Origin of the sequence: Streptomyces thermospinosisporus, from assembly GCF_039526425.1 — a bacterium.
Lineage (GTDB): Bacteria > Actinomycetota > Actinomycetes > Streptomycetales > Streptomycetaceae > Streptomyces > Streptomyces thermocarboxydovorans.
The window spans coordinates 23,554-41,694 of record NZ_BAAAIZ010000005.1 but is presented as its reverse complement, the minus strand read 5'-3'; the positions used below and the strand labels follow the sequence as shown (position 1 = coordinate 41,694).

General features: G+C 69.9%; 21 protein-coding genes and 1 pseudogene. 7 read left to right on the top strand and 15 right to left on the bottom strand.

Annotated elements, in window-relative coordinates; all coding sequences use genetic code 11:
* Positions 1–44 precede the first annotated feature (44 nt).
* Positions 45–617, bottom strand: a pseudogene (locus tag ABD207_RS02375) (multicopper oxidase domain-containing protein); the annotation flags it as partial.
* 266 nt (positions 618–883) lie between these two features.
* On the opposite strand from ABD207_RS02375, the gene ABD207_RS02370 reads away from it, so the two are divergent.
* Positions 884–1,102 carry a hypothetical protein gene (locus ABD207_RS02370; RefSeq protein ID WP_344009681.1) on the top strand — a complete coding sequence of 73 codons (219 nt, stop codon included), beginning with the start codon at positions 884–886 and terminating at the stop codon, positions 1,100–1,102.
* Positions 1,103–1,323: 221 nt separating this feature from the next.
* On the opposite strand, the gene ABD207_RS02365 is transcribed toward ABD207_RS02370, so the two are convergent.
* Entirely contained in the window at positions 1,324–1,872 is a 549-nt protein-coding gene (locus ABD207_RS02365) for a hypothetical protein (protein WP_344009680.1), read from the bottom strand.
* Positions 1,869–2,114: a hypothetical protein gene (locus ABD207_RS02360; RefSeq protein ID WP_344009679.1), complete on the bottom strand. Its 246-nt coding sequence runs from the start codon at positions 2,112–2,114 to the stop codon at positions 1,869–1,871. Before ABD207_RS02360 ends, ABD207_RS02365 begins: the two co-directional genes overlap by 4 nt.
* 99 nt (positions 2,115–2,213) lie before the next feature.
* Between ABD207_RS02360 and ABD207_RS02355 the strand changes: the two genes are divergently transcribed.
* Positions 2,214–2,828 carry a TetR/AcrR family transcriptional regulator gene (locus ABD207_RS02355; protein ID WP_344009678.1) on the top strand — a complete coding sequence of 205 codons (615 nt, stop codon included), beginning with the start codon at positions 2,214–2,216 and terminating at the stop codon, positions 2,826–2,828.
* Positions 2,829–2,974: 146 nt separating this feature from the next.
* A complete protein-coding gene (locus tag ABD207_RS02350) occupies positions 2,975–3,880 on the top strand; it encodes a DUF5134 domain-containing protein (protein ID WP_344009676.1) in 906 nt (301 codons plus the stop codon).
* 14 nt (positions 3,881–3,894) lie between these two features.
* On the opposite strand, the gene ABD207_RS02345 is transcribed toward ABD207_RS02350, so the two are convergent.
* The 12 genes from ABD207_RS02345 to ABD207_RS02290 all read right to left on the bottom strand — a co-directional run bounded on the left by ABD207_RS02345 (position 3,895) and on the right by ABD207_RS02290 (position 12,267).
* Positions 3,895–4,761: a F510_1955 family glycosylhydrolase gene (locus tag ABD207_RS02345; RefSeq protein ID WP_344009674.1), complete on the bottom strand. Its 867-nt coding sequence runs from the start codon at positions 4,759–4,761 to the stop codon at positions 3,895–3,897.
* Positions 4,762–4,880: 119 nt separating this feature from the next.
* Complete coding sequence (locus ABD207_RS02340) at positions 4,881–5,540, bottom strand: DUF305 domain-containing protein (RefSeq protein WP_344009673.1); 660 nt, start codon at positions 5,538–5,540, stop codon at positions 4,881–4,883.
* Positions 5,541–5,630: 90 nt separating this feature from the next.
* Positions 5,631–6,092 carry a hypothetical protein gene (locus ABD207_RS02335; protein WP_344009671.1) on the bottom strand — a complete coding sequence of 154 codons (462 nt, stop codon included), beginning with the start codon at positions 6,090–6,092 and terminating at the stop codon, positions 5,631–5,633.
* A 301-nt stretch (positions 6,093–6,393) separates the two neighbouring features.
* Positions 6,394–7,026 (bottom strand): DUF305 domain-containing protein, encoded by a 633-nt coding sequence (locus ABD207_RS02330; protein ID WP_344009669.1) that lies wholly within the window; start codon positions 7,024–7,026, stop codon positions 6,394–6,396.
* A gap of 91 nt (positions 7,027–7,117) precedes the next feature.
* Positions 7,118–7,531, bottom strand: a complete 414-nt coding sequence (locus ABD207_RS02325) for a DUF6153 family protein (RefSeq protein WP_344009668.1) — start codon at positions 7,529–7,531, stop codon at positions 7,118–7,120.
* 53 nt (positions 7,532–7,584) lie between these two features.
* Positions 7,585–7,938 (bottom strand): cupredoxin domain-containing protein, encoded by a 354-nt coding sequence (locus ABD207_RS02320; RefSeq protein WP_344009666.1) that lies wholly within the window; start codon positions 7,936–7,938, stop codon positions 7,585–7,587.
* A 226-nt stretch (positions 7,939–8,164) separates the two neighbouring features.
* Entirely contained in the window at positions 8,165–9,658 is a 1,494-nt protein-coding gene (locus ABD207_RS02315) for an ABC transporter permease (RefSeq protein ID WP_344009664.1), read from the bottom strand.
* Positions 9,655–10,695 (bottom strand): ABC transporter ATP-binding protein, encoded by a 1,041-nt coding sequence (locus ABD207_RS02310; protein WP_344009662.1) that lies wholly within the window; start codon positions 10,693–10,695, stop codon positions 9,655–9,657. Before ABD207_RS02310 ends, ABD207_RS02315 begins: the two co-directional genes overlap by 4 nt.
* A gap of 6 nt (positions 10,696–10,701) precedes the next feature.
* Positions 10,702–11,409: a methyltransferase family protein gene (locus ABD207_RS02305; RefSeq protein ID WP_344009660.1), complete on the bottom strand. Its 708-nt coding sequence runs from the start codon at positions 11,407–11,409 to the stop codon at positions 10,702–10,704.
* Positions 11,409–11,684 (bottom strand): hypothetical protein, encoded by a 276-nt coding sequence (locus ABD207_RS02300; protein ID WP_344009658.1) that lies wholly within the window; start codon positions 11,682–11,684, stop codon positions 11,409–11,411. The genes ABD207_RS02305 and ABD207_RS02300 overlap by 1 nt, the downstream gene beginning before the upstream one ends.
* Before the next feature lie 42 nt (positions 11,685–11,726).
* Complete coding sequence (locus tag ABD207_RS02295) at positions 11,727–11,972, bottom strand: DUF2933 domain-containing protein (RefSeq protein WP_344009656.1); 246 nt, start codon at positions 11,970–11,972, stop codon at positions 11,727–11,729.
* A gap of 28 nt (positions 11,973–12,000) precedes the next feature.
* Positions 12,001–12,267, bottom strand: coding sequence for an SHOCT domain-containing protein (locus tag ABD207_RS02290; RefSeq protein ID WP_344009686.1), 267 nt, complete (start codon positions 12,265–12,267; stop codon positions 12,001–12,003).
* 207 nt (positions 12,268–12,474) lie between these two features.
* Between ABD207_RS02290 and ABD207_RS02285 the strand changes: the two genes are divergently transcribed.
* From ABD207_RS02285 to ABD207_RS02270, 4 genes are all read left to right on the top strand, one after another.
* The gene (locus ABD207_RS02285; RefSeq protein WP_344009653.1) at positions 12,475–15,309 is read left to right on the top strand and encodes a heavy metal translocating P-type ATPase; all 2,835 of its coding nucleotides are present in this window, start codon (positions 12,475–12,477) and stop codon (positions 15,307–15,309) included.
* Complete coding sequence (locus ABD207_RS02280) at positions 15,306–15,641, top strand: metal-sensitive transcriptional regulator (RefSeq protein ID WP_344009650.1); 336 nt, start codon at positions 15,306–15,308, stop codon at positions 15,639–15,641. The genes ABD207_RS02285 and ABD207_RS02280 overlap by 4 nt, the downstream gene beginning before the upstream one ends.
* A gap of 104 nt (positions 15,642–15,745) precedes the next feature.
* The gene (locus ABD207_RS02275) at positions 15,746–16,192 is read left to right on the top strand and encodes a DUF6153 family protein (protein ID WP_344009648.1); all 447 of its coding nucleotides are present in this window, start codon (positions 15,746–15,748) and stop codon (positions 16,190–16,192) included.
* A 74-nt stretch (positions 16,193–16,266) separates the two neighbouring features.
* Positions 16,267–17,865: a multicopper oxidase family protein gene (locus tag ABD207_RS02270; protein WP_344009645.1), complete on the top strand. Its 1,599-nt coding sequence runs from the start codon at positions 16,267–16,269 to the stop codon at positions 17,863–17,865.
* Positions 17,866–18,141: the final 276 nt, after the last annotated feature.

The window sequence follows — 18,141 nt, the reverse complement described above, 5'->3', positions numbered from 1 at the left end:
CCCGACACCTACGCACACCAGCCCACCCGACGTGCAGTTTTCACGATGCACACCGCCCATTCGTCGTCGTACGACAGCGGCTCCTCGGGATCCTCGACGATCAGCGGCGCGCACAGCCCCCGGTCGAGCTGGACGCCGACGTGGGGATGGAAGAAGTACGTGCCGGGGGCGTCCGCGATGAAGCGGTACGTGAAGTTGGCACCCGCGCGGACAGCCTGCTGGGTCACTGGGGGTACGCCGTCCATGTCGTTGCGCATGGCGATGCCGTGCCAGTGGATGGACGTGGCGGTCCTGTTCGGCAGCTGGTTGGAGAGTTCGGCGGCCAGGGTGTCGCCGACGGACAGCCTGATCTCCTTGCCCGGGGCCTGGCCACTGAAGGCCCAGCTCTTCGCCATGACGCCGCCGCCGAGGTCGAGCATGGCGGCCGCGGCGGTCAGGGTCGCCTGCTGCGTCCTGCCGGTGCCCTTCCGCTTCTTCTCGGCTGCGGCGACCACCGCGCCGAAGGGGTCGACCAGAGCGGGGGTGCTGTTGGAGCCGCTGCTGCAGGCGGCGAGCGCGCCGGCGCCCGCGACGCCGAGCCCGGCGAGCAGGACGGAGCGACGGTTGATGCCGTTCATGGGTGTCCTCGATCTCAGAGTACGCATACGGAAGTTGGCGTGCTGAGACGGCTCCTCAGCATGACAAAGGCACTAGGAAGCCGTTGGGCACGGCCTAGATGCGCAGCTGAGAGAGAACGGACAGGTCCGGGGGCGCTCGGTTCACTGTCCCGGCGGCCTTGGGCCCGGTAGCGACACCGACAGGCACAGCGAGACCCCACGGCACCGGGGTCTCCATCGGTGGCGGCAGCTTCACGACCTCGAAGCTCGCGGTCGCGCAGTGCTGCATGGTCATGCCGGCGCAGGGCGGGCTGTCGGCACTGCTCTTCGTCGGAACGGCGGCCGTCGTCGGCTCTGCGGCCTGCGCTGCGGCGCTGCCGTGCCCATGCCCGGACATGGCCGTCGCCGGTGCGGCATGGCTGTCCGACATCGCCATGCCGGGCGTCATCACGTGTGCGGCGGAGGAAGGGTTCGAGCCGATCGCTGCGCCGGCGGTCTCGTGGTGAATCAGTACGGCGAGTGCCGCGAGGAGAGCGATGACGGCAGCACGCGCCCAGCGGCCGGCGCCGTGCGAGGCGTGGATCCGCGGGGCCCAGGCTCCCGGTGCTGTCATCGCTTCCCTCAAAGTTCCCGGTGAGACGACTGGCCGCCAATATACCCGTAGGGGGTAAGCCGCACTCCCGGAACAGCCTCTGTCGCACCCCTCAGTGGTGGCCCCCTCGCCCCCTCACGCCTGAGGCACGGACACCGCGCCCGGCGCGATACGGCTCTCGCTCTGCGCCCGCTGCTTCCGCTGCCCGAATGGACTGACGCCCCGCGGCTTGTACACCGCAAGGACCATGGCGAGCAGCAGCACGACCAGCGCCAGTACGGAGTGCAGCACAGGTGAGAAGTTGCGCACCGAGGACAGCTCGACCTCCGGGTCGGCTGCCATGTGCGCCATCGACCTGAAGGTCCCCATGTAGATCAGCAGTACGACGGTGGCAACCACGTTGATCAGGAGTTTGAACAGGACCCAGTAGTGCCGGAAGAGGCCCCAGGGCGTACCCAGCGACTGGATGATGCCGGTGAGCAGCGCGGCGAAGGCCAGGGGGAGAAGGGCGTACCAGGCGGCCGGCTCCATCACGAGGTAGACCCCGCGTACCGTCGCCGGGTCCTGGCTGGTCAGGCCGATCACCGACAGAGCGAGAAAGGCAAGGACCGCGCCGAGCCAGCCGACCGAGGACGTGACGTGCACGATGAGAGCCAGCTTGCGCAGGCGAGGCGGCATCGTCATCCGGTGCCTCCTGTGGCCGGACCGGTGGTTGCAGTGACGCCGCCGAGCGGAGCCTGTCCGCCGAGGTGACGGCCCGGACCGTGGTTGCCCGGGATCAGCAGCATGACCACGACGAGAAGGGCCACGACCAGCGTGACGAGCCCGGACACCTTCACCCAGCGCGGCACTCCCCCACTCGGGCCGCTGACGGAAGACTCAGCGGTCTTGTCGCGAGCGTCCGGCTCCTGAGACGGATCCACCATGACGGGTTCTCCTTGTTCTCGCCCAGGCCTGGGCGGCGTGCCGTGCGAACGACCCCAGATTTATCGATACACATTGTCGCCATCAAACCATAGTGCCGCATGATCGGCATCGCGTACGCTTTCCGCGTGCCGAAGCTGTGGAACGAGACGATCGAGGCGCACCGCCGGGACGTGCGCGACGCCATCCTGGACAGCACCGCCGCCCTGGCGACTGAGAAGGGCCCGCTGTCGGTGACGATGTCTCAGATTGCGGAGAAGGTTGGTATCGGGCGGGCCACACTGTACAAGTACTTCCCGGACGTCGAAGCGATCCTGCACGCCTGGCACGCGCGCGAGATCGCCGGTCACCTCGACCAACTGACGGGAGTCCGGGACCGCACCGAAGGACCCGGTGCCCGCCTCGAAGCGGTGCTGGAGGCCTACGCCCTCATCACCCACGAATCGCACGGCCACCACGACACGGACCTCGGCGCGTTCCTGCACCAGGACAGTGGCAACCACCTTGCCCACGCGCACCAGCACCTTCACCACATGGTTCAAGAGCTGGTGACCGAGGCAGCACGGGCCGGCGACGTCAGGGACGACATCCCGTCGGCGGAGCTCACGCGCTATTGCCTCAGCGCCCTCGCCGCAGCACGAACCCTGCCGTCCGAGGCCGCCGTGCGGCGCCTGGTCACGGTCACCCTGGCAGGCGTGCGCCCTCCCCAGCACTGAGGCCCCCAGGGAAACTCCCTTCCGCTGAACGCCTCTTGGCTTCGCTACGTACTAAGGGCATCCGTAGATAGCAGCCAGAGGACGACGCACGTCGACGTGCTCGCGCATACGGCGCGGGCGATTGCCGGTCGACGCGGAGGGCACCAATGGGAAGTCCCGCTATGGCCTGGACGCTGGCGGCGGTGGCCGCACTCGTGGCCGTCGTGAGCGCAGCCCGACTGGCCGCTGCCGACAGCGGAGAGGCCCGGTTCGCCGCCGGAGGCGACGTCCTCATGGCCGGCGGCATGGCCGCGATGTTCCTGCCCGCGATGGCCGCCAGTTTCGGGAACCACAGCCTGTGGTGGGTGGCGGGGTTCGCCGCCGTCGGCCTCGGCAGCGTGGGCCTGGCCATACGCCACGCTCGGCTGCACGGCTGGCGGCACGGCCGCCGCTGGGCGCATCACATCATCGGCAGTGCCGCCATGGTCATCATGACGCTGGCCATGCCGGGCAGCGACTCCGGGCCGGTCCTGGCACTGGGCGGGCACTCGATAGCCGGTACGGGGCACGGGCACGGATCCGCCGGGACGACCCACGGCCACGAGATGGCGGGCATGGCCGGGGACGCGGGCAGCACTGGCCACTCCTCGGGGATGACTGCCCACGACATGACGACCGGCGCCACCGAAAGCGCCGCCGCGGGAGGATCGGCCTCTGCGTGGCGTGTGGTATTGATCGCTCTGGCCCTGTACTTCCTGCTCTCGATCGTCGCGTCCGTATGGGCGCGGCTCCGCGGCACCGAAGAGCGGGCAGGTGCGGGCCGCGGTGCAGGCAGGGGACGCTGGGCACGGAGACTTCTCGCCCTGCCCGACGCGATCGTGGTGTTCGTCGCATCCCTAGCCCTCTCCGTCTGGGACACGGCCCGGCTGGGAGGGACCAAACGCCGGGCACATGCGGCAGGGGGAAACCGGAGCCGCCGTCGCCCTCCCGGCACATCACCGGGCGCGGCCCTGACGGCCCACATCGGCATGGGCGGCACCATGTGCACCATGCTCGTCATGATGGCCGCCTGACCGCCCGTCGCGGGTCAGTGGCCGCCACTCAACGCAACAGCCAAGCGCTTCTTGAACGTCTTACCGCCGTCCTTCGACTCGAACACCCCGGTCTGAGTGGCGGCAAGGACATGCTCTGCGCCGACAGCCGTAAGCGCCTGCGGCTGGCCACCCGGCACGGTGGCGACCTTCTTCCACGTGGTGCCGCCATCCGTACTGCGGCTCAGGCCACCAGAGGTGTCGATGCCGTAGAGGCCGTCCTTCGCGGTCCAGGACAGGAAGGCCATCACCGGCTCCTTCCCCCGGGCGAAGGTTTTCCCGCCGTCGCTGCTGCGGGCGACGCCCTCGGCCGTGGTGGCCAGGATGACGCCAGGGTCTGTGGGGCTGACTGCTATGTCCAGGGCTTCGAGCCGCGCCCCGTCCTTCCAGGAGACGCCGTCCTTGGTCGTGCGCACCAGGCCGTTGGTGGAGTCGTAGCCGTAGACGGTGCCGTGGACGAAGTCCAGGGCGTGGAAGTCGGACTCGCTGGACAAGGACAGGGACTTCCAGGTCTTGCCCGCGTCGGTGCTCTTGATGAGCCCTTTGTTGCCGCCGGAGGTCGGGTGGCCGCTGGCGTAGAACGTCTTGTCACCGGCCACGGTGAAGCCCATGAAGTCGTCCTTGCTGTCGCCCACCACCTCGGGCTTCCCCTTTGCGTCGGGCGTGTAGACGCCTTCGTGGGTGGCGACGTAGAGACGCTGGTCGGCCGGGTCCAGTCCGAGACCGTGGATGTGGCTCATGGTCGTCCCGGAAGCGGCGGACGAGCCGGTCGATTCTGCGCTGTCTCCGCTGTCGGAGCATGCGGCCAGGGTGAGGGTGAGAGCCAGGGCAGTGGCTGCCACTACGGCGGGGCGCTTGTTCATGATTCCTCGGGGTGCGTACGGGAGCGACGACCGCCGCAGCGGTCAGCCGGCATAGGGAGATGACCGCCCGGGCTCCTCAGGTGCGTGCCTCGGAACCCTGGGCGGTCAGTGGGTGATGCTCAGAGCCGGTCGAGGATCTTCTCGAACTTTTCGACCTCGGCGGACTGGGTTTTCACGACGTCGGCGGCGAGCTTCTTGGCCGTGGCGTTACGGCCGTTCTTCTGCTCGTCCTCCGCCATGGTGATCGCGCCCTTGTGGTGCTCGGTCATCATCTCCGCGAACATCCGGTCGAACTCGGTGCTCTTGGCGGTCTCAAGCTTCTGCATGTCCTCGTCGGACATCATTCCGGACATCCCAGACTCGTGGTCCATGCCGGGCATGCCCTCCTCAGCGGACTCCGGCTTGCCCCAGGCCTTCAGCCAGGACTTCATGGTCTGGATCTCGGGGTCCTGGGCCTTCTCGATGTCCGCGGCCAGGGTCTTGCTCTCCACGTCGGAGGCCCGGCCGTCCGCGAGCTTGGCCATCTCCAGGGCCTGCTCGTGGTGCGGGATCATCATCTGCGCGAACGTGACGTCCGCGTCGTTGAACGCGCCGGGCGCCGGGTTGTCACCCGCCGTCTGGCTGGACGTGGCGGAAGCGGAGTTGCCGCTCCCGTGGTCCATGCCCTCCATGTCGTCCCCGCCGCAGGCGGCGAGGAGCAGCCCGCCCGCCGTGATGGCGCCCACCATCGTGAGACGGCGGCGGAGGCGACGGCTCTGGGCGTGCTTGTCGGCAGTCATGTGCGAATACCTCTTGTGGTCAGTTCTGTCTGTGTGGGGGCATGCGCGTCTGGCGCGGGCAGCACTGAATGGGCCGCGCGACGGGTCGGCCTATATCCGCAGAACTGACAACCGAGAGAGGAGCGGTCTTGGCGGCGGAATGCTGGGGCGCGCCTGAACCATCGATCGAGCGATAAGAGCGGTCAACCGCGCCTGCCGACCGGCCACCGCCGCACGCAGGAACAGCCCGAGCAGCCACACGGTGAGCACCGCAACACACACGGACATCACGTCCGTGCCGCTCGGCATCTCGTGCACCGGCAGTGTGGCAGCCGGCGCCGCGCTCCCGTGCTCGGCCATCGCCTCGGTCTGGGCCGGGGCCTCAGCGGCTGCGGCCTCTCGGGCCATGCCGCCCTGGTACGCACTTGCCACAGCAGGGATGGTGCCGCTCATGCCGTGCCCGGACGACTCTTCCGGGTGGCCCATCGTGTGCATGGCGAACACGCCCAGCGAGAGCACGACGACCAGCAGCAGGTGCCCGAAGGCCCCACCTGCGCGCAGTCGCCCGCTCATACTCAGCCTGCCCTCCGTACTCGACCGTCCGCGATACTACTAAGTGACTTGGCGCTGGGGCGCCGCCACTCAGGTCTCGGGTCGAGGCCTGGCCCATCCCCTGCTCGTCGACGTCGAGACACGTCGTCCGGTGGATCTCCTGCCTGGCCAGCCACGACCTGGGAGTGAGAGGCTGCGGACGCGCCGAAGGGCGGTGTGGCGCCGCGGGAAGCGCCGTTCCATGTGGGGCGTCGGTGCCGGTGTTGCAGTCGCTGCTCCGGTTGCCGCCTCGGCTCGCGTACAGCGGTTCAGGTGTCCGGGATCAGCTCGTGCCGAGCATCTTCCGCATTTGGGTGATCTCCGCGGTCTGGGCGGTGATGATGTCGTCGGCGAGGTCCTTGGCTGGGGCGTAGGCGCCTTGCTTCTTCTCGGTCTCGGCCATCTCGATAGCGCCTTCGTGGTGTTCGATCATCATGGTCAGGAACATGGTGTCGAATGCCTTGCCGGAGGCGTCTCGCATGTCGTCCATCTGCTGGTTGTCCATCATGCCGGGCATGGACGAGGGGTCGCCGTGATCCATGCCGTCCATTCCGTCCATGCCTTGCGGGACGTTCTCGCCCCAGGCCGTCAGCCAGGCGGACATGGTCTTGATCTCCGGGTCCTGCGCCTTTTTGATCTGTGCGGCGAGGGCCTTGACGTTGCTGGAGGAGGCCCGGGTCTCGGCCATGTCGGCCATGACGATGGCCTGACGGTGGTGCGGGATCATCCCTTGGGCGAAGGTGACGTCGGCCTGGTTGTGCTCGCCTGCAGGGACGGAAGCGGATGTGGTGGGGCTGGGCGAGGTGACGGCCGTGCCGGTGTCGCCGTTGCCGCCGCAGGCGGCCAGGACGAGCGCGGCGGCCGCTGCCGTGGCGGCCAGGGTGGTACGGCGAGTGAGGGAAGCGTTCGCGTTCATGGGGGGGAGCTCCTGGGATCGGAAGGGGATCAGGGCATACCTGGACGCGGCGACAGGCCCGTGCATGAGGCGGCGTGCCGCGGGGCGTTTCCTATATCCGCAGGAGTTGGAGTTCGGCGAGCGAGGGCGGCGCGCGTTCGCCTGCGGGCTGGTACGGCACCGGGGTGAGGGGCTGTGCTGCCGTGGCGATACCGCTGGGTACCGAGGCGGCCAGGGCCGGGATCACGGCGGGGCCGGGGATCGCCCCCGCGGCGCACATCTGGTCCGCGTGGCTTGCGTGCCGATCTGCGCTGCCGCAGTCATCGGTATGGCACGCGTACGACTGATCTGCATCAGCCACCATCTGGCGCGAGGCATGCGACCCGGTGTGTCCGGAGGGGGCCTGGCTCGCGAACGTCAGGCCGTGCATGCCCACAAGCGCGACGAGCACCGTGAGCACCAGCAGCGCCCGCAGCCGCAGCGTCGGCTGCGGGCGCGAAGACGACGTCGGCGTGCTCGGGCTCACAGCGTCATCGTAGGCGCGGCCGGGGCCAGGTGCGCGGGCTTGCAGCCGTGGTCTCAGCGCACGGTGAGGGTGCCTTTCATGTTCGGGTGGATGGTGCAGAGGTAGGAGTAGCTGCCGGCCTTGGACGGAGCGGTGAAGGTGACTGTTGCGCCGCCTGTGATGTTGCCGGTGTCGAACGTCGTCTTGTCCCCGGTGGCGGTCACGGTGTGTGGGTCCGAGTCGCGGTTTACGACGGTGATCTTCGCTCCGGGGCGTACCTGAAGATCCGCCGGGCTGAAGGTGAAGTTCTCGATCACGATGCGCGCCGTGCCGGTTCCGTCGCTGGTTGCGGCGGATGAGGGGCTGGTGGCGGGGGCGGTGCCGTTGCCGCCATTTGAGCAGCCGGCCAGGGCGAGCAGGGTGAACACTCCTGCCACGGCGCGAGCGGCGCGGCCCCGGCGCGGAGAGGTGGGTGACATGCGGGGCGGACCTTTCGGGCGAGGGCTGTGGGGTCAGAGCGCGGCCGTCGGTGGGCCATCGCACTCAGGTTCGCCGCCCGGGGCGGCGCTCGCCATGGCGGTACGGCCGTCCGCGTCGCCTGTTCGCCTGAAAGCCGGCGTGGAGCCCGGCGCAGTACGGGCGCGGGTACGGGAGTCAGCGGGGTGCGGTGGCGGCGTGGCGGAACAGGAGGGCCGCAGCGGTGGTGAGGGCGGCCAGCCAGGCGATGCCGAGGAGCAGGGCGCCGGTTTCGTCGAAGGTGGGAGTGAGGGCTGCGTCGATGAGGACGCGGCCGGGGCCGTAGCCGGGCAGGGCGTGGGCCCAGGTTGGGGGCTGAGGTTGCAGCATCGGGCTCTGTTCGATACCGATGTCGAGGAAGGGCACCAGGAAGGCGATGAGGACGCCGCCGACGCGGCCGAAGATCGGGCCGATCAGGACGCCGATCAGGGCGTAGGTGAGGGCGATGAGGGTGTTGGAGGCGATGTAGAGGCCCCACTGGCGGGCCTCGAACACGGTTGCGGTGACGGCGAGGGAGGCGGCGGTCGCGAGCAGCGCCAGCAGGCTGACGACGGCCAGCCGGGAGGCGAGCAGGCTGCCGGGACGGAAGCCTGCCAGGGCCAGGCGCTGGTCGGCGGAACGGGCGCCCAGGACGGTGAACAGTCCGGCGAGGGTGGCCAGTGAGGCGATGGCGATCGGGGCCATGGTGCCGCCGTGGACGTCGGGAAGCCAGACCTGTTGAGAGAAGGCGCGGCCGTGCTCGCGCACCGTCATGGAAGTGAACTCGTCGGGGGTGGTGGCCACCGCGAGGAGGACGAAGACCACGGGTACGGCGATAAGCAGCGCCCACAGCACGCGGTTGCGTCCCGTCTCCCGCAGGCCCATCCGCACGCCTGCCGCCACCTGGTCGACGGCCGAGCCGGGTCGGGCATGGCGGCGGGGCCGGGCGACGCGGCTGGTGGCGATGATCACCGTCCAGCCGACGGCGGTCGCAACGACAACCCAGGCCAGGGCCCAGCCGAGATCGCCGATCCGGCCCGCGTGGTGGGAAGGCAGGTCGATCATCCACAGGGTCACGAAGTGGGTCGGCAGGACGCGGGTCACCGGCCGGTCCGCCGCGCCGATCGCGGGACCGAAGAACACATCCAGGATCCACACGAACAGCACCAGCACGGTGCCGTTGACCGGGTTCGCGACCAGGACGCCGATCAGTGCACCGATCGCCAGGTAGATCACCGCGAACATCAGCGTCCCGGCCAATACCCGCCCCGGATCGTCCCCGAGTCCGGTCCGCAATTGAAGGGCCAGCAGGGCAGCCGCGGCGGCCAGCAGTGCCAGTGCCAGGCCGGTGGTCGTACGGGCGGCGACCAGACGGGAGGGGGCCAGTCCGGCCAGGACCAGGCGGCGGTCGGCCGCGCGGGCGCCGCGCATCTGGAAGTACATGGCGATCGCGGCGATGAAGGAGGCGGCCCACCCGGCGGTGGCGGTCTGCACTGCGGGACCGCCGGGGCCGCCGAGCAGCTCGGCGGCATCCGCCATCGGTCCGGCGGCCACGACCACGAACACCACCGGCACGAGGACCAGCACGAGCAGGTTGACCGGGGTCCGGGCGGCCTCGATGAGGAACCTGCGGGTGAACGGCGCGGCGGTCACCGTGGCACCGCCCGCCCGTCCCGCAGCTGAACGATTCGGTCGAAACGCTCCTGGTCAGTCACGAAGTGACTGATGATCAGCACGGAGCGGCCCGCCTGGCGGCGCTGGCCGACCAGGTCCCAGAACTTGAGGTAGGTGTCGAAGTCGAAGCCTGCGTACGGCTCGTCCAGCAGCAGCACCTCGGGGTCGGCCAGCAGCGCCAGGCCCAGGTTCAGCTTGGACAGGGTCCCGCCGGACAGTTGGTCCGCGCGGGTGGCGGCGTAGCGTTCGAAGCCGAGCGAGGTGTAGATGTCCTTGCGCGAGCGTCGCTCCGCCTCTTGGGGCAGGCGGTAAGCGCGGCCGAAGAGCTCGAAGTGCTCGTCGCAGGTGAGGCGTTCATAGACGATCGGCTCCTGCGGGCAGTAACCCAGCCGCCCGCTGCGGGTAACGGTGCCGGCGTCCGCGGCCAGCGCGCCGACCAGGATTTTCATCAGGGTGCTCTTGCCGGAGCCGTTCTCCCCGACCAGGCCGACCACTTCGCCGGGGGCCAGGGTGAGGTCCACGCCCTTAAGTACCGGTATCCGGTGCGAGGCCGGCCACAGGCCACGCCGGTAGGTCTTCTCGACCCCGGTTGCCTCCAGGGCCGCGCGGTCGGCGCTCTGCCGGGCGGGTTCGATCACGCTGGTGTGCGGTGCATCGGTCGGCTTGGGACCGCTGTTCCGTGTTTCCCGCCGCTCCCGGCCGCTCACGGCCCGCTCCCGGCCCGGGATGCCGTCCCGTGCGTGCGGCGGCAGGTCGCGAAGGGTGTCAGCGTAGGCGTAGACCAAAGCGGCAACGATGCTGGTGGCGCCCCACAGACCCCAGGCTGCCGCGGACGCGTCAGCGGCAAGGAGCGCGGGAAGGGGAAGCAGACCGGCCGCGAGGAGGACGGGGGCGGCGCGGTGGATGAAGCGGACCAGGTGCGCGGCGTCGCGCCTGTGGCGCCGGGTGAGATGCACCGCGCACACGGCGGTGGCCAGGTCGCCGAGGACGATCAGAGTCCAGACGAGGGCTTCCATGCCAGGTCACCTCCGCGTGGCTCGTGAGTCGGGTCCACGTGCGGACCCGGGAGTGCTGGGGGTGCCGTGCTTCGTGGCGGGCGGCGTCCTGTGGGGCCGCCTGGGCCAGAAGGCGGGGGTGCCGGCGGCGTAGACGGTCCACTGCTCGCCGAACCGGTCTGCGACCTCGCGTTCCTCGCTGCGGGCGAGGCGGGCGTACACGTACACCAGGACCGGGAACATGATCAGGGTGGGGATGGTGGGCCACTGCAGCAGGAACCCGATCATGATGAGGAGGAAGCCGTCGTACTGCGGGTGGCGCACCCAGGAGTAGGGGCCGGTGGTGGCGAGGTGGTCGTGCTGGGCGGCCTCGTGCAAAACCTTCCAGGCGGCGGCGATCAGCCAGAAGCCGACGCCGATGGCGACGTAGCTGGCGAGGTGGAAGGGGCTCAGGTGCGGATCGCCCTGCCAGCCGGTCAGGTCGTTCCACAGGTGACCGCCGGCGTGGGTGTCCTTGAGCAGCGGGAACTGGTTGCCGAGCCAGCCGCCCAGCAGGTAGATGGTCAGCGGGGTGCCGTACATCTCGGTGAACAACGCCACCAGGAAGGCGCTGTAGGCGCCCATCGCTCGCCAGTCCCGCTTGCTTTTCGGGTGGAAGAAGCTCGCGGCGAAGACGATGAACAGCAGGGTGTTGAGCACCACCAGCGGCCACAGGCCGTATGCGGCATCCGCCATCACGTCCTCCTCGTCGAGGCTGTGCGATTGGTGACTGGTCTGCGTCGGCCGCGGGCGAGGCCGCTCATCCGGTGCTGGTAGGTGGCCTCGTCAATACGGCCGTGCAGGCGCAGGCCGACGCACCATCGCTCAGCGTCTTCCAGAGCGGCGCGCCGACTCCGAAGGCGTGCCAGAGGAGGGCAGCGGGGCTCGTTCGGCGTGATCAGGCGCGCGATGTCGTAGATCACGCCCGCCAGGATCAGCGTGCCGATCGAAATGGCTATCACGGCGCTCATGGCGTTCTCCTCGCCATGCCGTCGAGGCGGGGATCCGGCCGGTTACAGCCGGCCTCCGGGGTGCTGGTGGTGGTCGTGCTTGCGCAGCGAATCGCTGTCGTCGGTGTGCTGGTCACCACCGCCGTGGCCGCCGTGCATGCCGCGCATCATGAAGAACATCATCAGCGGGCAGGCGACGACGATGGCGAGGAGGGCGAGGCTGCCCAGGGGCATGCCGAGCACCAGGGCGCCGACGAAGGCGATGGCGACGGCGATCGCGTACAGGCCGTAATTCCGGTTGTTCCTCATGGCGGGGCCTCCGCCTTGGGAGGGCGGGTCAGTGTTTGGTGAGAGGGCCCGAAGAGCGCAGGGCCGTCAGGCGTCGCTGGTACTCCTCCTCGTTGATCTCGCCGCGGGCGAACCGCTCGGCGAGCAACTGTTCGGGCGAGGGACTGGCCGGGCTGTGAGTGTGCTCGTGGGGGCGGCCCAGGGCCCTAAAGAGCAGGACGGCGGCGGTGATGATCAACGCCCAGAACAGGATCATGCCGGCCGACATCGCGAACCAGCCCCATCCGCTGACGTCGTGGTCGTACCAGAACATCATCACCATCACGTCCCCAGGTCACCCGGGCGGCGGGCGCAGGGCCCGCGTTGTCCGGCCTCGTTCTTGTGTTGCTTCCAGGGTCCTCCCGTTCTGGCTTGAGGGCCCAGGGTCCACTGGTCCCGGGCGGGGGTCCGGTCAGCCCCTACCTGGTTGGGGTAGCCGCGAGCGAGGCTGGAGGGAGTGAACACGCAGGGAGGCCGATCTGCCATGGATGTTGCCGATGTCGTCGTGGTGGTCTCTGCGGCGGTGCTGATCGCGGGTCTGGGCTGGTTCTTCTTCGGTCCGCGCAGGGCCCGCACCGCGCTGATCGAGGGCGGGATGCAGCGGGTGGAGGTGACCGTGCGGGGCGGCTACAGCCCCGACGTCATCAAGGTCCGCCAAGGGGTGCCGGTGGAACTGGTCTTCGACCGGCAGGAGAGCGGGGAGTGCACCTCCCGGGTGGTCTTCCCCGACCTGCGGGTCAGCGCCGGGCTCCCGGCGTACACGCGTACCACCGTGCACCTCAGCCCGGATCAGGCTGGTTCGTTCGGCTTCGCATGCGGGATGAACATGATCCACGGCACGCTACTGGTCGAACCGGCAGACGGTTCCGGCGCCCCGGAGACCGCCTCGGACGGTGAAGGCCGGACAGCGGCTGCCACCACGACTGCTCCTGCTGGGCCGGCGAGCAGTTTGCCGGGCGGCGAGGCCGCGGCAGCCGAGGCGGAGGCCGCGGAGTCCGCCGAGCGGCTCGCGGAGATCGCCGACCTCACCCGGCGGGTCGCCCTCGGCGCGGTGCTGACCGCCCCGGTGCTCTTCGCCGTCATGGCGCACGAGCTCTTCGGCGCCGACTGGGTGCCGGGCTGGCTGCTGAACCACTGGCTGCAACTCGTGCTGATCACTCCGGTGATGCTCTATACCGGCTGGCCGATCCACTCCACCGGCTGGCTCACCTTGCGCCACCGCGGCGCGGACATGAACTCCCTGATCACGCTGGGTACCACGGCCGCGTACGGATACAGCCTGGTCGTCACGCTCGCCCCCACCCTGCTGCCCGAGAACGTGCGCGAGGTGTACTTCGAAGCGGTCGGGGTGATCCTCACTCTGATCCTGCTCGGCAGGCTGTTGGAGGCGCGCGCCAAGGCCGGCACCGGCGAGGCCATCCGCGCGCTGCTCGGGCTGCAGGCCCGCACCGCCCGCGTGATCCGTGACGGCACCGAGACCGAGATCCCGGTGGAGGACGTCGCGGTCGGCGACGAGGTGCTGATCCGGCCCGGGGAGAAGGTGCCGGTCGACGCGGAGGTGTTGTCGGGTTCCTCAGCGGTGGACGAGTCCATGGTCACCGGCGAACCCATGCCGGTCACCAAACGCGCCGCGGACACGGTCATCGGCGCCACCGTCAACGGAACCGGATCCCTGCGGGTACGCGCGAGCAAGGTCGGCGCCGACACCATGCTCGCGCAGATCGTCCGCCTGGTGCAGCAGGCCCAGGCGTCCAAGGCGCCCATCCAGCGGCTCGCCGACGCGGTCTCCGCCTACTTCGTGCCCGCCGTCATCGCCATCGCCATCGCCACCTTCGCGCTCTGGTACACGGTGGGACCGGCACCGGCACTCACCCTCGCGCTGGTCTCCGCAGTCGCCGTTCTGATCATCGCCTGCCCGTGCGCCCTGGGCCTGGCGACCCCGCTGTCGGTCATGGTCGGCACCGGCAAGGGCGCCCAGGCCGGCATCCTCATACGTTCCGCCGAAGCCCTGGAAACCGCCCACAAGCTGGACACCGTGGTGCTGGACAAGACAGGCACCGTCACCGCCGGGAAGCCCGTGCTCACCGACGTGCACACGGCCGAGGACTTCCAGGAGAACGAACTGCTGGCCTTGGTCGCAGCGGCCGAGGCGGACAGCGAGCACCCGCTCGCGGCGGCGATCGTCACCGGGGCCCGGGAACGCGGCCTCACCCCACGTGCGGCGGGCGGCTTCGAGTCGGTCACCGGCAAGGGCGTACAGGCCACCGTCGACGGCCGCGCCGTCCTGGTCGGCACCGCCCGGCTGCTCTCCGACGCCGGCATCAATACCACCGCGCTGGCCCCGGTCGCGGCCGAGCTGTCCTCCCAGGGCAAGACTGCCGTACTCGCGGCTGTCGACGGCCGCGCGGCCGGAGTGCTCGCCGTCGCCGACACCGTCAAGGACGACTCCACCCAGGCCATTGCAGCCCTGCAAAGGCTCGGCCTCGACGTGGTCATGCTCACCGGCGACAACGCCCGGACCGCCGCCGCGATCGCCGCACAGGTCGGCGTGGACCGGGTGCTGGCCGAGGTGCTGCCCGAGCACAAGGCGGACGAGGTCCGCCGCCTGCAGGGCGAGGGCCGCAGGGTGGGCATGGTCGGTGACGGCATCAACGACGCCCCGGCGCTGGCCGCCGCCGATGTCGGGCTGGCGATCGGCACCGGCACCGACGTGGCGATCGAGGCCGCCGACATCACCCTGATCTCCGGCTCCCTGACCGGTGTCGTCACCGCGATCCGGCTCTCGCGCGCCACGATGCGCAACATCCGGCAGAATCTGTTCTTCGCCCTGGTCTACAACGCCGTCGGCGTCCCCCTCGCCGCAGGCGCCCTGTTCCCGGTGTGGGGCATCCGCCTCAGCCCGATCATCGCCGCCGCCGCCATGGCCCTGTCCTCCTTGTCGGTGGTCACCAACGCCTCGCGCCTGCGGCGCTGGCACACCAGCCCGCTGCCGCCCTCCGCAGCGGCAGCGGTCGAACCAGGGGTCGAGCCGCGGACGGAGACACCGGCTGATCACGCGCCCCAGTCCGCCACGACACCGGAGGGCGAAGTGAGCGACAAGCGTCCCAGCCACGACCATCCACGCGAGTCCGCCACCGCTGTCACTGACCCGGTGTGCGGCATGCAGGTCACCCCGGAGACCGCGGCGGAGCGTCACGTGATGGACGGAGAGCGGTACTACTTCTGCTCCGCCGGATGCGCTGCCACCTTCTGCGCCGACCCGGACCGCTACCGGGCATCTGCTGCGCACGGCACGGCACAAGGAGATGAGACCAGGTGACCACCATCTCCGGCCCTGCAGGTACTCCGGATCCGGCACCGGGCGCGGCCCCGCACGGCTACGCCGACCACAAGTCCGACCATCTCGCCCGGCTGCACAAGATCGAGGGCCAGGTACGCGGGGTCACCCGCATGGTCGACGACGACCGGTACTGCATCGACGTCCTCACCCAGATCAGCGCCGTCACTCGAGCCCTGCAGGAAGTCGCACTCGGCCTGCTCGACGACCACGTGCGGCACTGCGTGACCGACGCCGCCCGCTCGGACCCGGCCGCGGGCGAGGCCAAGCTCGGCGAACTCGCCCTCGCCCTGCGCCGCACACTGCGCCTGTGACCGCCTCCGCGGCCCCAAGGCCGGACACACCCCACGGGGGTATATTGAGCGGGCGGCGAGCTCCTACCCACAGGGCTCGGAAAGGAGAAGTCCGGGTGGAGGCGATGGCGACACAGTCAGCCCGCGCGGGCGCCGTGCGCTGGGCGCGCGGCGTCGTCATCGCCCTGTGCGCCGCCCTGGCCGTACTGGTCCACCACGAGACCGCCGCGATCGCTGTCACCTCCGCGCCCTCCACCCCGCATGCCGGGCACGTCATGCCGGGCATGGCGTCCTCGCCCGCCGACGCGAAGCCGATGAGTTCCGCCGCCGGCCACACGGACGTGCCCGGCGCGAGTACGTCCGCGCACAGTTCTCCCGACAGCGCCTGCGCCACTGCGGGCATGCAGCACTGCACCACTGCGAGCGTCGAAGTGGTCAAGCTCGCTGTGCCACCGCAGGGGCTTGCCGGGCAGTCGGCAAACCCGTACCAGGCCCGATCCGGCCCGGTGTCCGCCGGGACGATCGGCCGCGCGCCACCCGACCTGTCGGTCCTCTCCCAGCTGCGCATCTAGGCCGCACCCACGGCACCCGTGTGCCGTCTCGCGTCCGCGACCCCACCTGCAGCTCGAACAAGAGGACTCACATTGTGAACAGCATCAACCGCCGCTCCGTCCTGCTCGCCGGACTCGGCGCCGCCGGCGCGGGCGCGCTCGCCGCCTGCAGCACCTCCGGCAGCACTCCCGCCCTGGTCAGCCCGTCCGGCTCTCAGGTCGTCCGCGTGGAGAAGAAGCGGGCCGGCACCGGCAGGGAGCAGAAGATCACCCTGACCGCCGTGCCCGCCATGCTCGACCTGGGCGGTGGCGTCCGGGCCAAGACCTGGACCTTCGACGGCCGCACGCCCGGCAAGGAGATCCGGCTTTCCGCCGGAGACACCCTGGCCGCTGAGCTGTCCAACCAGTTGCCGGGCAAGATCACCACCTCGATCCACTGGCACGGCATCGCGCTGCGCAACGACATGGACGGTGTGCCCCCGGCCACGCAGACCGCCGTCCGGGCCGGGTCCAACTTCACTTACCGGTTCGTCGCCGACGCCCCGGGCACGTACTTCTTCCACCCGCACGTCGGCGTCCAGCTCGACCGCGGGCTGTACGCCCCGCTGATCGTGGAGGACCCGCGCGAGCCGCTGGCGTACGACGACGAATGGGTCGTCGTTCTCGACGACTGGGTCGACGGCGTAGCGGGTACCCCCGACGAGGTCTTCGCCGAGCTCAGGCAGGGCATGGGCGGCATGGACATGGGCGGCGCCTCCGGCTCGGGCATGGAGGGCCACGACATGCACAGCATGGGGGACACGGGTGAGGACGCGGCGTCCCCGTCCCCGTCCTCCTCGTCGGGCGGAATGTCGTCGAGGTTCATGCTCATGGGCGCCGAGAGCGACCTGCTCGGCGGCGACGCCGGTGATGTGAAGTACCCGTACCACCTGGTCAACAGCCGCATCCCGGCCGACCCGGACGTCTACACCGGCAAGCCCGGCCGCAAGGTGCGCTTGCGGATCATCAACGCGGGCTCCGACACCGCCTACCGGGTCGCGCTCGGCGGCCACCGGCTGACCATCACCCACACCGACGGCTTCCCGGTCCAGCACCAGCAGGTGGACGCCCTGCTCATCGGTATGGGCGAACGCTACGACGTCCTGGTTACCCTCGGCGACGGCGTCTTCCCCCTGGTCGCCGCGGCCGAGGGCAAGAACACCGGCGGCATGGCTCTGGTCCGTACGGGTTCCGGCCGCGCACCGTCGGTGTCCGTACGGCCGAAGGAACTCAACGGCCTGATCATGACCGCCTCCCAGCTCCGCGCGGCCGACGACGTGCGCCTGAAGTCCGCCAGGACCGACGTCACGCACCAGATCAAGCTCACCGGCGGCATGATGCACTACAACTGGGCCATCAACGGCAAGCCCTTCGACATGGCCAACCCGGATGCGAACCCGATCCTGATGGAGGAGGGCCAGCGGGTGCGGCTGGACTTCGTCAACGACACCACCATGTGGCACCCGATGCACCTGCACGGCCACACCTACCAACTCGGCGACTCCGGTCCCCGTAAGGACACCGCGATCGTCCTGCCGAAGAAGAAGCTGTCCGTCTTCTTCGATGGCGACAACCCCGGCCAGTGGATGCTGCACTGCCACAACGCCTACCACGGCGAGGCCGGGATGATGGGAATCGTGGCTTACCGGGCGTGACCTCGGGTTGGGTGGCATGCGGAGTGCTTGCGTGCCATCCAACCGCCGTTGCCGGGGAACGTGACCAAGAGAAGAGATGCGAGCGCTGCCCGAGCTGTGGCGCCAGGCGCCCTGGAACCGCGAGAGGCAGGTCATCGGACCGGTGTGGGAGCGGACGCCCCTGCCGCCGGCCGGTCAATCCCTCCCGTTCCAGATGAAAGGCAGTGCGCCGCAGCGCCCCGGCGAACGCGGGCCCTTCCGGCTTCCCCGCGGCCCGCAGGCGAGCGATCCTGAAGG

Coding starts and splice junctions, on each gene's coding strand:
- ABD207_RS02370 (WP_344009681.1), top strand. CDS start 884: ATGGTCATGCCGGCGCAGGGCGGGCTGTCGGCACTGCTCTTCGTCGGA.
- ABD207_RS02365 (WP_344009680.1), bottom strand. CDS start 1,872: ATGACGATGCCGCCTCGCCTGCGCAAGCTGGCTCTCATCGTGCACGTC.
- ABD207_RS02360 (WP_344009679.1), bottom strand. CDS start 2,114: ATGGTGGATCCGTCTCAGGAGCCGGACGCTCGCGACAAGACCGCTGAG.
- ABD207_RS02355 (WP_344009678.1), top strand. CDS start 2,214: ATGATCGGCATCGCGTACGCTTTCCGCGTGCCGAAGCTGTGGAACGAG.
- ABD207_RS02350 (WP_344009676.1), top strand. CDS start 2,975: ATGGGAAGTCCCGCTATGGCCTGGACGCTGGCGGCGGTGGCCGCACTC.
- ABD207_RS02345 (WP_344009674.1), bottom strand. CDS start 4,761: ATGAACAAGCGCCCCGCCGTAGTGGCAGCCACTGCCCTGGCTCTCACC.
- ABD207_RS02340 (WP_344009673.1), bottom strand. CDS start 5,540: ATGACTGCCGACAAGCACGCCCAGAGCCGTCGCCTCCGCCGCCGTCTC.
- ABD207_RS02335 (WP_344009671.1), bottom strand. CDS start 6,092: ATGAGCGGGCGACTGCGCGCAGGTGGGGCCTTCGGGCACCTGCTGCTG.
- ABD207_RS02330 (WP_344009669.1), bottom strand. CDS start 7,026: ATGAACGCGAACGCTTCCCTCACTCGCCGTACCACCCTGGCCGCCACG.
- ABD207_RS02310 (WP_344009662.1), bottom strand. CDS start 10,695: ATGGAAGCCCTCGTCTGGACTCTGATCGTCCTCGGCGACCTGGCCACC.
- ABD207_RS02305 (WP_344009660.1), bottom strand. CDS start 11,409: ATGGCGGATGCCGCATACGGCCTGTGGCCGCTGGTGGTGCTCAACACC.
- ABD207_RS02300 (WP_344009658.1), bottom strand. CDS start 11,684: ATGAGCGCCGTGATAGCCATTTCGATCGGCACGCTGATCCTGGCGGGC.
- ABD207_RS02295 (WP_344009656.1), bottom strand. CDS start 11,972: ATGAGGAACAACCGGAATTACGGCCTGTACGCGATCGCCGTCGCCATC.
- ABD207_RS02290 (WP_344009686.1), bottom strand. CDS start 12,267: ATGATGTTCTGGTACGACCACGACGTCAGCGGATGGGGCTGGTTCGCG.
- ABD207_RS02285 (WP_344009653.1), top strand. CDS start 12,475: ATGGATGTTGCCGATGTCGTCGTGGTGGTCTCTGCGGCGGTGCTGATC.
- ABD207_RS02275 (WP_344009648.1), top strand. CDS start 15,746: ATGGCGACACAGTCAGCCCGCGCGGGCGCCGTGCGCTGGGCGCGCGGC.